The sequence below is a fragment of the Streptomyces scopuliridis genome (assembly GCF_042790125.1).
In the GTDB taxonomy this organism is placed as follows: domain Bacteria; phylum Actinomycetota; class Actinomycetes; order Streptomycetales; family Streptomycetaceae; genus Streptomyces; species Streptomyces scopuliridis_A.
Map to the genome: position 1 here is coordinate 102,338 of NZ_JBHTZS010000004.1, position 14,078 is coordinate 116,415.

Annotated in this window: 12 protein-coding genes; 10 read left to right on the forward strand and 2 right to left on the reverse strand. The window is 70.5% G+C overall.

What is annotated here, in order from left to right:
• Positions 1 to 17: 17 nt before the first annotated feature.
• From ACFRKB_RS07205 to ACFRKB_RS07225, 5 genes are all read left to right on the forward strand, one after another.
• Positions 18 to 272, forward strand: a complete 255-nt coding sequence (locus tag ACFRKB_RS07205; RefSeq protein WP_383104482.1) for a DUF4229 domain-containing protein — start codon at positions 18 to 20, stop codon at positions 270 to 272.
• Between the two features lie 403 nt (positions 273 to 675).
• Positions 676 to 2,031 (forward strand): dicarboxylate/amino acid:cation symporter, encoded by a 1,356-nt coding sequence (locus ACFRKB_RS07210; protein WP_383104043.1) that lies wholly within the window; start codon positions 676 to 678, stop codon positions 2,029 to 2,031.
• 344 nt (positions 2,032 to 2,375) lie between these two features.
• Positions 2,376 to 3,434 (forward strand): DUF1611 domain-containing protein, encoded by a 1,059-nt coding sequence (locus tag ACFRKB_RS07215; RefSeq protein ID WP_383104045.1) that lies wholly within the window; start codon positions 2,376 to 2,378, stop codon positions 3,432 to 3,434.
• Between the two features lie 6 nt (positions 3,435 to 3,440).
• Positions 3,441 to 4,532, forward strand: a complete 1,092-nt coding sequence (locus ACFRKB_RS07220) for a hypothetical protein (RefSeq protein WP_383104047.1) — start codon at positions 3,441 to 3,443, stop codon at positions 4,530 to 4,532.
• The gene (locus tag ACFRKB_RS07225) at positions 4,529 to 6,310 is read left to right on the forward strand and encodes an ABC transporter ATP-binding protein (RefSeq protein WP_383104049.1); all 1,782 of its coding nucleotides are present in this window, start codon (positions 4,529 to 4,531) and stop codon (positions 6,308 to 6,310) included. Before ACFRKB_RS07220 ends, ACFRKB_RS07225 begins: the two co-directional genes overlap by 4 nt.
• A gap of 64 nt (positions 6,311 to 6,374) precedes the next feature.
• Here the strand turns inward: ACFRKB_RS07225 and ACFRKB_RS07230 are convergent, their stop codons facing one another.
• Complete coding sequence (locus ACFRKB_RS07230; protein ID WP_383104050.1) at positions 6,375 to 7,388, reverse strand: AraC family transcriptional regulator; 1,014 nt, start codon at positions 7,386 to 7,388, stop codon at positions 6,375 to 6,377.
• A gap of 100 nt (positions 7,389 to 7,488) precedes the next feature.
• On the opposite strand from ACFRKB_RS07230, the gene ACFRKB_RS07235 reads away from it, so the two are divergent.
• The gene (locus ACFRKB_RS07235; RefSeq protein WP_383104051.1) at positions 7,489 to 8,490 is read left to right on the forward strand and encodes an oxidoreductase; all 1,002 of its coding nucleotides are present in this window, start codon (positions 7,489 to 7,491) and stop codon (positions 8,488 to 8,490) included.
• A 381-nt stretch (positions 8,491 to 8,871) separates the two neighbouring features.
• Here the strand turns inward: ACFRKB_RS07235 and ACFRKB_RS07240 are convergent, their stop codons facing one another.
• On the reverse strand, positions 8,872 to 9,075 hold the full coding sequence (locus ACFRKB_RS07240) for a cold-shock protein (RefSeq protein ID WP_017948713.1): 204 nt from the start codon (positions 9,073 to 9,075) through the stop codon (positions 8,872 to 8,874).
• 439 nt (positions 9,076 to 9,514) lie between these two features.
• On the opposite strand from ACFRKB_RS07240, the gene ACFRKB_RS07245 reads away from it, so the two are divergent.
• From ACFRKB_RS07245 to ACFRKB_RS07260, 4 genes are all read left to right on the forward strand, one after another.
• Positions 9,515 to 10,327 carry a menaquinone biosynthetic enzyme MqnA/MqnD family protein gene (locus tag ACFRKB_RS07245; RefSeq protein WP_383104484.1) on the forward strand — a complete coding sequence of 271 codons (813 nt, stop codon included), beginning with the start codon at positions 9,515 to 9,517 and terminating at the stop codon, positions 10,325 to 10,327.
• A gap of 79 nt (positions 10,328 to 10,406) precedes the next feature.
• Positions 10,407 to 12,188, forward strand: a complete 1,782-nt coding sequence (locus tag ACFRKB_RS07250; protein WP_383104053.1) for a serine/threonine-protein kinase — start codon at positions 10,407 to 10,409, stop codon at positions 12,186 to 12,188.
• A gap of 121 nt (positions 12,189 to 12,309) precedes the next feature.
• On the forward strand, positions 12,310 to 13,536 hold the full coding sequence (mqnC, locus tag ACFRKB_RS07255) for a cyclic dehypoxanthinyl futalosine synthase (protein ID WP_383104054.1): 1,227 nt from the start codon (positions 12,310 to 12,312) through the stop codon (positions 13,534 to 13,536).
• Positions 13,537 to 13,600: 64 nt separating this feature from the next.
• A complete protein-coding gene (locus ACFRKB_RS07260; protein ID WP_383104055.1) occupies positions 13,601 to 14,050 on the forward strand; it encodes an imidazolonepropionase-like domain-containing protein in 450 nt (149 codons plus the stop codon).
• Positions 14,051 to 14,078 lie beyond the last annotated feature (28 nt).

Consider the following 14,078-nt stretch of genomic DNA (forward strand, 5'->3'; position numbering starts at 1 on the left):
CGATCCGGTACACCGCGATGCGTCTGGGCATCTTCGCCGGCTGCTTCGTGGTCGTCGCCGGTCTGGTCCAGTTCGGTGTGCTGCCCAAGGGGCTCGGTGACTCCAACTTCATCTGGGTGCTGCTGCTCGCGCTCGTGATCTCGGCGCCGCTCAGCTTCGTGCTGCTGCGCAAGCAGCGCGACGAGATGTCCGCGCAGATCGTCGGCAAGGTCGACGGCGCGAAGTCGCGGCTGGAGTCGAACCGCGCGCGGGAGGACGGCGTCACGCAGTAGTCGCCGCGTAAGCTTTCTCACACCCCGGCTCCGGAGCCGTCCCTCCGGAGCTGGGGTGTCGTGTTTCCTCCGCCTGTTCGGGCCGCCTGTTTCCGGTGCTCGTTTCCGGCGCTTCGTACCTCAAAGAAGTGCTTTGAGCTTCTCAAAGTTCAAGTGTTAACGTGTTCGACATGAAGACAGCAGTGCGTCACCGCCGCCACCGGGGCATCCCGCTCGTGGCACGCCTGCATGTCGATCTCTGCCGCTGTATGTCCGCGGTCTGTTGCCGCGCGGTCTGACCCGGCATCATGCAGCGGCGCCCCTTCTGAGTCCTCCCGAGCCCTTACCCTCCCGAGCCCTTCGAAGCACGAGCGCCGCACCCCTGTCCCGTGTGCCCCCGAAACGTCACGTCTGGAGTGTGTTCGTGTCCGCGAACTCCCCGTCCACCACGCCCGAGACGCCGGCTGATCCCAGATCCGGCGTCCGTATACCCAAGATCCCGTTCTGGGCGCAGATCGTCGCCGGTCTCGTCCTCGGTGTGCTGCTCGGCTGGCTCGCCCGCAGCCAGGACATCAGCTGGCTCTACACCACCCTCGACAAGATCGGCAGCATCTTCGTCCAGCTGCTGAAGCTGGCCGTGGCGCCGCTGGTCTTCTTCGCGATACTGGTGTCGATCACCAACCTGCGCAAGGTCAACAACGCGGCCAGGCTGGCCTCCCGTACCCTGCTCTGGTTCATGATCACCTCGCTGATCGCGGTCGCCATCGGCCTGGCGATCGGCCTGATCACCAACCCGGGCTCGGGCACCGGCCTCACCCCGAAGGACGGCAAGGCACCCGAGGGCTCCGGGTCCTGGATCGACTTCCTGACCGGCATCGTGCCGACCGACGTGATCACCCCGTTCACCGAACTGAACGTCCTCCAGATCGTCTTCATGGCCGCCGTCGCCGGGATCGCGGCCCTCAAGCTCGGCCCGAAGGCCCAGCCGATCCTCACCCTCAGCGAAGCCGTCCTCGAACTGCTCCAGAAGGCCCTGTGGTGGGTCATCCGGCTCGCCCCGATCGGTACGGTCGGCCTCATCGGCTTCGCCATCGCCGACTACGGCTGGGACCTCATCGGCAAGTACGCGACCTTCACCGCCGACGTCTACATCGGCTGCGCGCTGGTCCTCTTCGGCGTCTACCCGCTGCTGCTGGCCACGGTCGCCAAGGTCAACCCGCTCCAGTTCTACAAGGGCGCCTGGCCCGCGATCCAGCTGGCCTTCGTCTCCCGCTCCTCCGTCGGCACGATGCCGGTCACCCAGAAGGTCACCGAGCGGCTCGGCGTCCCGAAGGAGTACACCTCCTTCGCCGTCCCGTTCGGCGCGACGACCAAGATGGACGGCTGCGCCGCGATCTACCCGGCGCTCGCCGCGATCTTCATCGCGCAGATCTTCGACGTCCAGCTGGGCATCCAGGACTATCTGCTGATCGCCTTCGTCTCGGTCGTCGGCTCGGCGGCCACGGCGGGCCTCACCGGCGCGACGGTCATGCTGACGCTGACCCTCTCCACGCTGGGGCTCCCGCTGGAGGGCGTGGGTCTGCTGATGGCGATCGACCCGATCCTGGACATGATGCGTACGGCCACGAACGTGGCGGGCCAGGCGCTCGTCCCGGTCGTCGTCGCGGCGCGCGAGAAGATCCTCGACCACGACGCGTACAACTCGGCCTCGGCCTCGCCGGTGGACGACTACGACAGCGCCGACGAGGCGCGCGGGGCGAAGGTCCCGGTCGCCGCGTAACGCACACGCGCGAAGCGCACCCCGGATCGCCCCCGTCCTCCGCCGAGGCCGGGGGCGACGTGCTGTCAGCCGGCCGGCCGTCGCGCCCCGGCCTCGTCCGAGGCGCGGTGGTAGTTGATGTCTCTACTGGTGCGCCATACATGAATCCGGGCCCGGCGGGCTCATTTTGAACTCGTAGTTTTTCCCGGTAGCTCCGGGGACTTTCGCCCCTCCGGTCGCCGCCAGGGCCACCGTCACCATGCGGTCGATCCCAGGAGCACGGAACATGGGACGAGCGAATCGAATGGATGACACCCGTTCGGGCGCCGGTACGGGCCCGATCCGGACCGGATGAGGTATCTGTGATGAGAGATTTCGCTGGGGCCAAGTGGGGCTATGTGACCCGCAGGATCAACGACCGGGACGCGACCGTGCCCGGTGGGTCGGTTCGCGAGCCGCAGCTCGGGGATCTCGTGGTCGCCACCGTCGCCCACCTGGGCGAGCTCGACCATCTGGAGGATGTCCACGGTCGGCGCGTCCGTCTCTACGTGGGCGACATCGTCGTAGGTGCATACGGCAACCGTTATGCCACGGACTTCTACGAGGGTTACCTGCCGACCGGGCCCCAGGTTCATCTGCTGACGGCGGGCGGCCTGGTGGGAACGGTCGCCTCGGCGCATTCGCGACGGCTGCCACCGACCGAGCTGAAGGTGATCGGCACGCTGAACGACCGGTCCGGGAAGCCACTGTCGCTGGAACACTACGCGCGGACGCCGTCCCCGCACACGGCGCCGGAGTGGGGCACTCTGGTCGTGCTCGGCTCGTCGATGAACGCGGGCAAGACCACGACGGCGTCGGCCATGGTGAGTGGCTGGACGCGAGCCGGACTGGCTGCCGGTGCGGGCAAGGTCACCGGTTCCGGCAGCGGCAAGGACCGCTGGACGTACATCGACGCGGGCGCCAGCACCGTGGCCGAATTCCTCGACTTCGGCATGTCCTCCACGTTCGGCTATCCGGTCGAGCGGCTGCGGACCACGATGGTCGCCATCCGCGATGCCCTGGTCGACGACGGTGCGGACGCGGTCGTCCTGGAGATCGCCGACGGGCTGCTGCAGTCCGAGACACGGGCGCTCGTCGAGTGCCTGCCCGGATTCGCCCACGGTGTCGTACTGGCGGCGGCCAACGCGCTGGACGCGGCGGCCGGGGTGACGATCCTGCGGGAACTGGGCGTCCCCGTCCGGCTGGTGAGCGGCCTGGTCACCGCCAGCCCCCTCGCCTCCCAGGAAGCACACTTGGCCACGGGACTGCCGGTCCTGTCCCCGCCACAACTGGCGGACGGCGCGGCCGTGGACCTGGTGCGCGCACCGGACCGGCCGGCCCCCGCCACGGCGGGATCCTTCGCCGACGCCGCTGTCCGGGGATGATGCCCCGTGCCCAAGGCGATCGTCTACCTACCTGACGGACGTCCCTGGCCAGGTCAGTTGGCCGAAGCCGCCCTGGACGTCCTTGAACTGGGGCCGGCCGAAGTGGTGCTGCCCGAGGCCACGGTCCGTGACGAGCGCGGCGGGCGGCTGTTCGACGGCTCCACGTTGATGTTCGACCCCGCGGCCGGTGGCGGCCCGCTGGCTGACGCCGTCGCGGACCGGCAGGCCCGAGCATTCGGCGTGACCAACACGGCCTTCCACGTCCAGCGTGCCCTGCGGTTCGCTTCGGCACTGCTCGGCCACCCTCTTCCCCGACTGCTGGTCAGAATCGGGATGCACAACCAGCCCCGCCGCTGGCACGGAGGGCATTACCGGCTTCCCAGGTCGTCGCTCACGGACGAGCCCGCCACTCTCAGCCGCGCGGGTGAGGTCCATCTGGGCGGCGGCGACGGATTCCTCCCGGCACCGGAGGGCGGCCGGTACTTCCACGCCCCCGCGCACAACGCCGCGATCATCTGTCACGAGGTCGGCCATCATCTGTGCCGGCACACCGCGGACTTCCGGCTCAACCGGCTGCGTCCCCCGGCGCAGCAGACCAACCGGAAGATCGCCCTGGACGAGGGCACGGCGGATGTCCTCACGGCCATCCTGCTGGGCACCCCGGACATCTACGGCTGGCACCGCGGGACCATCGCCGAGTGGGATCCGCGGCGCCGCAAACTACAGCCGCGATGGACCATGGCGCACTTCGTGGGCGGCCGGGACCAGGACCCGCACGCCGACGGCACCGTGTGGGCATCGGCATGCTGGTCCGCCCGTGAGCGGGTCATCGCCACGGGTGCCGACGCGGCACGCTTCGACACGGCGCTGCTGCGCGGCATGGAGTCGGCCGGAGCCGATGCCGACCGGGTGACCGAGGAGGCCCTGATCCGGCGCCGCCAGTTCTCCCGGCTGCTGTCCGCGATCACGCGTACGGACCCCGGACTCGCGCCGGTGGTGCTGACCGCCATGGCCGAGCACGGCATACGCCCCGGCGCGAGCAACGCGGCTCTCGAAGACGCCGCCCGCGCGGAACTGACCGGGGAGGTGGGCAGATGAGGGCCCATCGAGCCGATGTGGGAATGATGCGGTACCTGTGGCGATTCCGTTCCTACGGCCGCCCGCACCTGGGCACGCTCCTGCTCGGCGTGGGACTGCGCATCGGAGAACTGATCGCCGACCTGGCGGCACCCTGGCCGCTGGCGCTGGTCATCGACAACGTACTCAGGGGCAAGACCAGCGGCCCACTGACCTGGCTCACGGGCATCGTGGGCTCGTCACCGCTGGCCATGCTCAGCGTGGCCGCCATCGCACTGCTGCTGATCACTCTCGCCTCGGGGACGTTCGACTACCTCGGTGACCGCGTGATGAACAGCGCCGGAGAGCGGATCACGGCGGAGATCCGTACGGACGTCTTCGCCCATATGCAACGGCTCCCCATGAGCTACCACGACCGGCAAGCCGTCGGGGAACTGACCAGCCGCATCGCGATCGACACCAGCCGGATCCAGGACGCCCTGGTCGACCTGTTCTCCACGTTCCTGCCCGGGTTGCTGGCCCTCGCGGGCTACGCCACCGTCATCCTCTCCGTCGACTGGCGCCTGGGGTTGATCGCGATCGGGGGCTCCCCGCTGGTATTCCTCACGGCCGCCCGTTACACGCGGCTGACCCGCAAGACGGAACGGCGGCAGCGCGCCGCCGAAGGACACCTCGCCACCTTCGTCACCGAATCCCTTCAAGGCATCCGCACCATCCATGCCTTCGGCCGCCAGGACCTGCACGACGCGCATTTCGCCCACAGCAACAGCACCACCCTCAACGCCGGCCTGCGCAGCGTCGAACTCCGGGCCCGGTTCACTCCGCTGCTCGAAGCCGCCGCCGCGGTGGCCACCGCGGCACTGCTGTGGGCGGGCGGCCTCGGTGTCGTGCACCACTGGTGGACCGTCGGGCTGCTGGTCGTGGTGACCAGCTACCTCAAGGACATGATCAAGCCCATGCGATCGATGTCCCGCCTTTCGATCACCTTCCCCCAGGGCGCGGCCTCCGCGGAACGCGTCGCCGCCATCCTCGACCAGCCGCCCCCGCCCCCGGCACCACACCGGCGCCTGCCCGACCGCGCCACCGGCCGCATCGACCTGCGCGACATCACCCTCGACTACGGCCGCGGCCCCGTCCTGCACCACTTCGACCTCACCGTGCACCCCGGCGAACGCCTCGCGCTGCTCGGACCCAACGGCTCCGGCAAATCCACCGTGCTCTCCCTCATCGCCGGGCTCTACGTGCCCACCCGCGGCCATCTGCTCCTCGACGGGCTCCCCCTCGGCGACATCCCCGCCATCTGGCTGCACCGCCAGATCGCGGTCGTGCTCCAGGACACGTTCCTGTTCTCCGGCACCATCGCCGACAACATCCGCTACGCCCGGCCCGACGCCGGCCCGCACGAGGTCGCACGGGCGGCGGAGGCAGCCCTGGTCACCGAGTTCACCGAACACCTGCCCGATGGCCTCGGCACCCGGCTCGCCGACCGAGGCGCCGGACTCTCCGGCGGCCAGCGCCAGCGCGTCGGCATCGCCCGGGCCCTGCTCGCCGACGCCCCTGTTGTGCTGCTGGACGAACCCACCACGGGGCTGGACAACGCCGCCGAAGAGCTCGTCGTCCGCGCGCTCGGGCACCTGGTCGAGAGCCGGACGGCGGTGATGACCACCCACCGGCCGGCCCTCACCCGCCTCGCCACCCGCACCATCCATCTCGACGACGGCACCCCGCGCACGCGCCGCGGTCCGGCCTCGGCGTCGGCCCGGCGGGAGGCCGCGCGGGCGACCCGGCGGGCCGCCTGACGGGTCCAGCCCCTGACGTGGTCGGAGCTGCCGATGCCGTCCGACGTGCCTGGGCGGCCGGCTCTCAGCCGGCGGCCGCCGCCCGCGCCGTGTCCCGGTAGCGCTTCGGGGCGATACCGATCGTCCGCTTGAAGGCGTTGCTGAAGGCGCTGTCGGAGGTGTAGCCGAGTGAGAGGGCGAGGGACGAGATGGGGGTGTCCTCCTCGCGCAGAGCGCGTTCGGCGAGACGCATGCGCCAGTTGTGCAGATAGGTCAGTGGCGGGACACCGGCCACGGCCCTGAAGCGTGACGCGAAGGTGGTACGGGACATGGCCGCCGCCCCGGCGAGTTCGCTCAGCTGCCAGGGCCGGCCGGGATCGCCGTGCATCAAGTGCAGCGCCGGGGCGATGCGTTCATCGGCGAGCGCCCGCAGCCACCCGACCGGGATCGACTCGGCGTCCGCGAGATAGGCGCGCAGCACCTGGACGAACATGAGCTGGGTGAGCTGGCCCGTCGCGAAGCCGGTGCCCGCCCGGTCGGCCGCCATTTCCCGGAGGAGCTGGTCGAGCAGCCAGCGCAGTACGGGGGCCTCGTCGGCGGTGGCGCGGACATGGATCAGCGGCGGCAGGGCCTGGATCAGCAGTTCCTCGCCGGCCCGGTTCAGATCGATATGGCCGCCGACGGAGACGACGTCCGCGCTCTCTGTGTCCGCGTCCGCCGCGTGCTCGTCGGCGCGGACGATGGGCTCGGAGGAATCCTTGAACAGTCTCGTCGCGTCCACCGGTTCCACGGCCGGATCGCTGGCGAGGACGAACGGATGCCTGCCGTCGAACACGGCCACGTCCCCGGCCTCCAGGAGCACGCCCTTCTCCGCGCTCTCTCCCGCGCCGTCTCCCGCGTCCCCTTCCGCGCCGCCATCAGCGCCGCCATCAGCGCCGTCGAGGACCAGCCAGTAGCTGCCCTTCACGACGGCGGTGAGCTTGAGCCGGTTCGGCGCCGGGAAGCGCAGGGCCCAGGTGCCCCCGGCCGCGAATCCGCGCGAGATGGCACACCGCGCGTCGGTGAGCGCGAGTGTGTCGGACAGGGGATCAGCGCTCATGTCCGTACTCTCGCGCAAGTAATGCGGACTGGCAAGCATTCATCGTCCGGATATGCCTGCCTACGCTGGCCAGGAGACTTCGAACGAGGAGATACGTGCCATGACCACCCCGCAACAGCCCATCGGCTCCGGTTTCGGTGCCGCTTCCACCACCGCCGACGTCATCGAGGGCATCGATCTGTCCGGCAAGGTCGCCATCGTCACCGGAGGCTATTCCGGGATCGGCCTGGAGACCGTACGCACGCTGCGTTCCGCGGGCGCCGGGGTCATCGTCCCGGCGCGCGACCACGACCGGGCCGCGACCGCGCTGAAGGGTCTCGACGGGGTCGGGATCGAGGCGATGGACCTGACCGACCCGGCGTCGGTCGACGCCTTCGCCGAGCGGTTCCTCGCCTCGGGCCGGCCGCTGCACACCCTGGTGAACAGCGCCGGAATCATGGCGAGCCCGCTCGCACGCGACGCGCGCGGATACGAATCGCAGTTCGCGACGAACCACCTGGGCCACTTCCAGCTCGCCGTGCGGCTCTGGCCGGCCCTTCTCCGGGCGGACGGGGCGCGGGTCGTCTCGGTGTCGTCCTGGGGGCACCGCTTCTCGCCGGTCGTGTTCGACGACCCCCACTTCGAGCGCCGCGTGTACGACCCGTGGGCGGCCTACGGCCAGTCGAAGACGGCCAACATCCTCTTCGCGCTCGCGGCGGACGAGCGCGGCAGGGCCGACGGCGTACGCGCCTTCTCCCTCCACCCGGGCAACATCGCGGGCACCGGTCTGGGGAAGTACCTCTCGGACGAGGAGAAGCGGACGGTCGGCGCGATCGACGAGAACGGCGACCCCGTCTTCGACGCGGCGAGCGGCCGGAAGACCGCGGAGCAGGGGGCGGCGACGAGCGTCTGGTGCGCGACGAGCCCCCGGCTCGACGCAATGGGCGGTGTCTACTGCGAGAACGTCGAGGTGGCCCGGCCGGTCCCCGATGACGAGGTGCGCGAGTGGGGCATCGAGGACTCGACCCGGCTGGTGGGTGTGATGCCGTACGCGGTCGATCCCGTCGCGGCCGGGCGGCTGTGGGAGCTGAGCGAGCGGCTCACGGGCAGCGCGATCCGGTAGCCCGCCCGCCAAGGGAGCGTTATGCGCCGATGAGAGGCAGGCGTGGCCCCTACCCGCCATCGGACCTTCCGGCCCGCCCCGGATACCTCTTGGTCGTGACCCGCAACCGAAGGCACCCCCCCAGACATGGGGCACGCTGAGCCCCTCCGGGCCCCTCCGGGCCCCTCCGGTCGTATACGGTCCGGCGCGATCCGGTACGGTTCGGCGCCACCAAAACGGGGAACAAGAGTTCGATGGCGACTCGCGGGCCGGGGGATAAGGGCAGAGAGGCAGAGCACGGAGGAGGAGAAAAGGCAGGAGCCCCGCTGTCCCCCACCGAAGTGGGGAAAGCAGGGCTCCTTGGTTACTGCGTAAGTCGTGCGCGATCGCCGACCCGGGCAACTAGGCCGGGGTGACGTTCTCCGCCTGCGGGCCCTTCGGGCCCTGAGTGACGTCGAAGTTCACGACCTGGTTCTCCTCAAGGGAGCGGAAGCCGGTCGCGTTGATCGCGGAGTAGTGGACGAAGACATCCGGGCCGCCGCCGTCCTGGGCGATGAAGCCGAAGCCCTTTTCAGCGTTGAACCACTTGACGGTTCCGGTAGCCATAAGCCCTCCTTGGGCCAAAGGGTTGCCCTGCTCCAGAACCTGCAAAGAAGTCTGAAAACTACAAAAGCCTGCGGGTCACATGCTCCGCAGGCTCTGTACTGCAAGGGAAACCAAACTGCAACTTGCGGCGAGCCTAGCACGCAGGACATGTCCAGCGGTAGAGGGAAAGATCACTTCACCCGGACGTTTGTATAGGGCTCTGACGTGCTGACGAGCCACGCCGCAAGCGGGCCCCGGAGGGCTCCCGCGGCCCTCGCGGGTCTAGCCTCGCGCTGTGGACAGTCGAGCGGAAATCACAGCGGCAGAAGCATCACGGGCATCAGGGGCATCAGGGGTATCCGGCGCGACAGCGCCCCCCGCCGAGGACCCGGCGGCCCCCGGGGACCCCACGGCGGCCGGAGGCGACGACGACCGTCGCAGTCGGCCGCGCGTCGGCCATATTCAGTTCCTGAACTGTCTGCCCCTCTATTGGGGCCTCGCCAGGACCGGCGCCCTTCTCGATCTGGAGCTGACCAAGGACACTCCCGAGAAGCTCAGTGAACAGCTGGTGCGCGGCGAGCTGGATATCGCCCCCGTCACCCTCGTCGAATTCCTCCGCAATGCCGACGATCTCGTCGCCTTCACCGATCTCGCGGTCGGCTGCGACGGACCCGTCATGTCCTGCGTCATCGTCTCGCAGGTGCCCCTGGACCAGCTGGACGGCGCCCGGGTGGCCCTCGGCTCCACGTCCCGTACGTCCGTACGTCTGGCCCAGCTGCTGCTGAGCGAGCAGTACAAGGTCACCCCCGACTACTACACGTGTCCGCCCGATCTCGGTCTGATGATGCAGGAGGCCGAGGCGGCCGTCCTGATCGGCGACGCCGCGCTGCGCGCCTCGCTGTACGAAGCGCCCCGGCTCGGCCTCCAGGTCCATGACCTGGGGCGGATGTGGAAGGACTGGACGGACCTGCCGTTCGTCTTCGCGGTGTGGGCGGCGCGCAAGGACTATCTGGCGCGCGAGCCGGAGGTCGTACGGAAGGTGCACGAGGCGTTCCTCGCGTCCCGGGATCTCTCCCTGGAGGAGGTCGCGAAGGTCGCCAAGCAGGCGGCACGCTGGGAGACCTTCGACGCGGAGCTGCTGGAGCGGTACTTCACGACGCTCGACTTCCGCTTCGGTCCCGACCAGCTCGCGGGCGTACGGGAGTTCGCGCGCAGGACCGGCCCCACGACCGGGTTCCCGTCCGATGTGCGTGTCGAACTGCTCCAGGCCTGATCCCAGAGACCGACCGCCGCCGTACCCCCACCCCCTAGTCTGCTGCGTAGGGACTCACGAGGGGGACGGGGGACGGGGAATGCAGCCGCTGGAGGCCGGCGATCCGGCGACCATCGGTCCGTACCGGCTGCTCGGGCGGCTGGGGTCGGGCGGAATGGGCAGGGTCTACGTCGCCCGCTCGCAGGGCGGCCGTACGGTCGCGGTCAAGGTCGTCCATCCGCACTTCGCGATGGACGAGGAGTTCCGGGCCCGCTTCCGTCGCGAGGTGGACGCGGCGCGGCGCGTCGGTACGGGCCCTGCCGGGTCCCGCTGGTCGGCGCCGGTGCTGGACGCCGATGCGGAGGCGACCGTTCCGTGGGTGGCCACGGCGTATGTGGCGGGCCCCTCGCTGACCCAGGCGGTCGGCACGCACGGTCCGCTGCCCGAAGACTCCGTACGCGCGCTGGGCGCCGGTCTCGCGGAGGCGCTGGCGGCCGTGCACGGCCTCGGGCTGGTGCACCGGGACGTCAAGCCGTCGAACGTACTGCTCGCCCCGGACGGGCCCCGGCTGATCGACTTCGGTATCGCCCGCGCCACGGACGGCACCGCCTCGCTCACCTCGACCGGCGTCTCGGTCGGGTCGCCCGGCTACATGTCGCCCGAACAGATCCTCGGCCAGGTGGTCACGGGCGCGGCGGACGTCTTCTCGCTGGGTGCGGTACTGGCGTACGCGGTGACGGGTACGAGCCCCTTCCCCGGCGACTCCTCGGCGGCGCTCCTCTACAAGGTGCTGCACGAGGAACCCGAACTGGGCTCCCTGAGCGGCGAACTGCGCGAACTGGTCGCGGACTGCCTCGCCAAGGACCCGTCCGCGCGGCCCGCGCCGGCCGCGATCGTGCGTCGCCTCGTCCCCGAAGGGGGCGGCGGCGCGGAGGGGCTGGTGGCCGCGGGCTGGCTGCCGGCCCCACTGGTCGAGGAAGTCAGCCGGGCGGTCGTCCGGCTGCTGCACCTGGAGGCGGCGGCTCCGCCCGTACAGACCGGGCCCGTGCCGTTCAGTAACCCGTCGCTGGGGGTTTTCGGCCCGCCGACGGACCCGCCGATGGACCCGCCGCCGGACCTGCCGCCGGGCCCGCCGATGGACGTACGGGCGGTCCCGCCGAGCGATCCGCCCCAGGGCGCCTCGGTTCCGGGGGCGCGGTTCTCCGTATCGGTCTCCGCCGACACCAGTACGGCAACGGGGACGGGACCCGGCACGGGTTCCGGCCACAGCAACGGCACCGTCACCGGCACCGGACGGCGCGCGCGGAAGGTCAGCTGCACGGTGGCCCTGGCCGTCGCGGGTGCGATGGCCGCCGTGATGGTGGGCAGCGCGCTCCTCTTCGATCTCCTGCCCGGCGGCGGCACCAACGACTCCGCCTCCAAGGACAAGGCCAACCCGTCATCGAGCGTGGCCGCCTCGAAGCCCCCGGCCGGCGACGACTCCTATCCCGGCGACGGCTCGGGCGACGGCTCCGGCGATGGCTCTGGCGACGGCTCCGTACCCGCCGAACTCGTCGGCGTCTGGGACGGCGAGGTCACCGCCGCCGGTCTGCCCGCCGGCACGATGAAGGTGACCATACGAACGGGCTCCACCGGCGAGCGCGTCGGGAAGGCCGAACAGACCGACATCCTCGGCAACTTCATCTGCGAGGACCTGCTCACCCTCACCGGCGTCGAGGGCGACACCCTCGTCGTCGACGCCCGGCGCGGCCCGCGCAGCAAGGACATGTGCTCCGAGAGTACGACCGGTCTGCGGCTCGGTCTCGAAAGGGACGGTCTCCGCTACCTCTCGCGGGACGCGCGCGCGGGCAGCCCCACCGGCATCCTGACGAAACAGAGATGAGCCCGCCCGCCCGCGCGCGGCAGGCCGCCCGCCCGCGCGCCCCATGGCGCCCGTGGCGCGTCACCACCCCTGGCGTAGGCTGGATCGGTCGTCACAGACCCCTTGGGAAGGACCCGCACCGGTGACCGAGAAGGCCGACCTCACGTCCGTACACGTCACTGGCAGCCTCACTGATGTCCTGGACCGCGCCGCCGCCGGCGGCCGCATCACCCCCGAGGAAGCGCTCGACCTCTACCGCTCCGCGCCGCTGCACGCGCTCGGCGCCGCGGCCGACGCCGTACGCCGTCGCCGGTACGCGGGTACCGAGCACATCGCGACGTACATCATCGAGCGGAACATCAACTACACCAACGTCTGTGTGACGGCCTGCAAGTTCTGCGCCTTCTACGCCGCGCCCAAGGACACCGCCAAGGGCTGGAGCCGCGACCTCGACGACATCCTGCGCCGCTGCGCGGAGACCGTGGAGCTGGGCGGTACGCAGATCATGTTCCAGGGCGGCCACCACCCGGACTACGGCGTCGAGTACTACGAGAAGCACTTCGCCGCCATCAAGAAGGACTTCCCCCAGCTGGTCATCCACTCCCTCGGCGCCTCCGAGGTCGAGCACATGGCCCGGATCTCCGGAGTCTCCGCCGAGGAGGCGATCCGGCGCATCCACGCCGCCGGGCTCGACTCCTTCGCGGGCGCGGGCGCCGAACTGCTGCCCGCCCGCCCGCGCAAGGCGATCGCCCCGCTCAAGGAGTCCGGCGAACGCTGGCTGGAGATCATGGAGATCGCGCACGGTCTCGGCGTCGAGTCGACGTCCACGATGCTCATGGGCACGGGCGAGACCAACGCCGAGCGCATCGAGCACCTCCGGATGATCCGTGACGTACAGGACCGGACGGGCGGCTTCCGCGCGTTCATCCCGTACACGTACCAGCCCGAGAACAACCATCTGAAGGGCCAGACGCAGGCCACGCTCTTCGAGTACCTGCGCATGATCGCGATCGCGCGCATCTTCCTCGACAACGTCGCGCACATCCAGGGCTCCTGGCTGACCACGGGCAAGGAGGTCGGCCAGCTGTCGCTGCACTACGGCGCGGACGACCTCGGCTCGATCATGCTGGAGGAGAACGTCGTGTCCTCGGCCGGTGCCAGGCACCGCTCCAACCGGCTGGAGATCATCGACCTGATCCGCAAGGCGGGCCGCGTCCCCGCGCAGCGCGCCACGACGTACGAGCACCTGGTCGTGCACGACGACCCGGCGAACGACCCCGTCGACGACCGGGTCCAGTCGCATATCTCGTCCACGGCGATCGAGGGCGGTACGGCCCACCCCGAACTGAAGCTGATCGCCACCAACTGAGCTGACCGGCTGAGTTGACCGACCGATCCGACTGATCCAACCGATCCGACCTGGGGACCGCGCGGTGGAGACCCTGCATGTGGCCGACGAGGTGCGCCGCGCCTGGGACATCGCCGAGCCGATCAAGGGCGGTGGCGTCGTGGTGACGGGCGACCGGATCGGTGCGGTCGGCACGTTCGAGGAGCTGCGGGAGCGGTTCCCGGGCGCGCGGGTGCGGAAGTGGGCCGGGACGCTCGGCCCCGCCCGCGTCCACGAGGGACCGCTGCCCGACGCACCGACCCCGCGCGAACAGGTCCACGCCGTGCTGAAGCTGGGCGCGGTGGCGGTCCTCGCCGAGTACGCGACGGCCCCGGGGCTGCGCGCCGCCGCCGCGCGGGTGGGCGTCCTCGTACTGCCCGCCGCCCGGCGTACGGCGCTCGCCGAGGCGGGCCGCGCCGATCTCGCCGTCTTCGACGCGGACGGGCGCTGCGTCGCCACGGTGTGCGCGGGGCGTCTGGTGCACCGCCGCGCGTAGAGCCCGCCCGGCGGCGTATCCGGTGCGT

Coding starts and splice junctions, on each gene's coding strand:
- ACFRKB_RS07250 (WP_383104053.1), top strand. CDS start 10,407: ATGCAGCCGCTGGAGGCCGGCGATCCGGCGACCATCGGTCCGTACCGG.
- ACFRKB_RS07240 (WP_017948713.1), bottom strand. CDS start 9,075: ATGGCTACCGGAACCGTCAAGTGGTTCAACGCTGAAAAGGGCTTCGGC.
- ACFRKB_RS07225 (WP_383104049.1), top strand. CDS start 4,529: ATGAGGGCCCATCGAGCCGATGTGGGAATGATGCGGTACCTGTGGCGA.
- ACFRKB_RS07230 (WP_383104050.1), bottom strand. CDS start 7,388: ATGAGCGCTGATCCCCTGTCCGACACACTCGCGCTCACCGACGCGCGG.
- ACFRKB_RS07215 (WP_383104045.1), top strand. CDS start 2,376: ATGAGAGATTTCGCTGGGGCCAAGTGGGGCTATGTGACCCGCAGGATC.
- ACFRKB_RS07205 (WP_383104482.1), top strand. CDS start 18: ATGCGTCTGGGCATCTTCGCCGGCTGCTTCGTGGTCGTCGCCGGTCTG.
- ACFRKB_RS07235 (WP_383104051.1), top strand. CDS start 7,489: ATGACCACCCCGCAACAGCCCATCGGCTCCGGTTTCGGTGCCGCTTCC.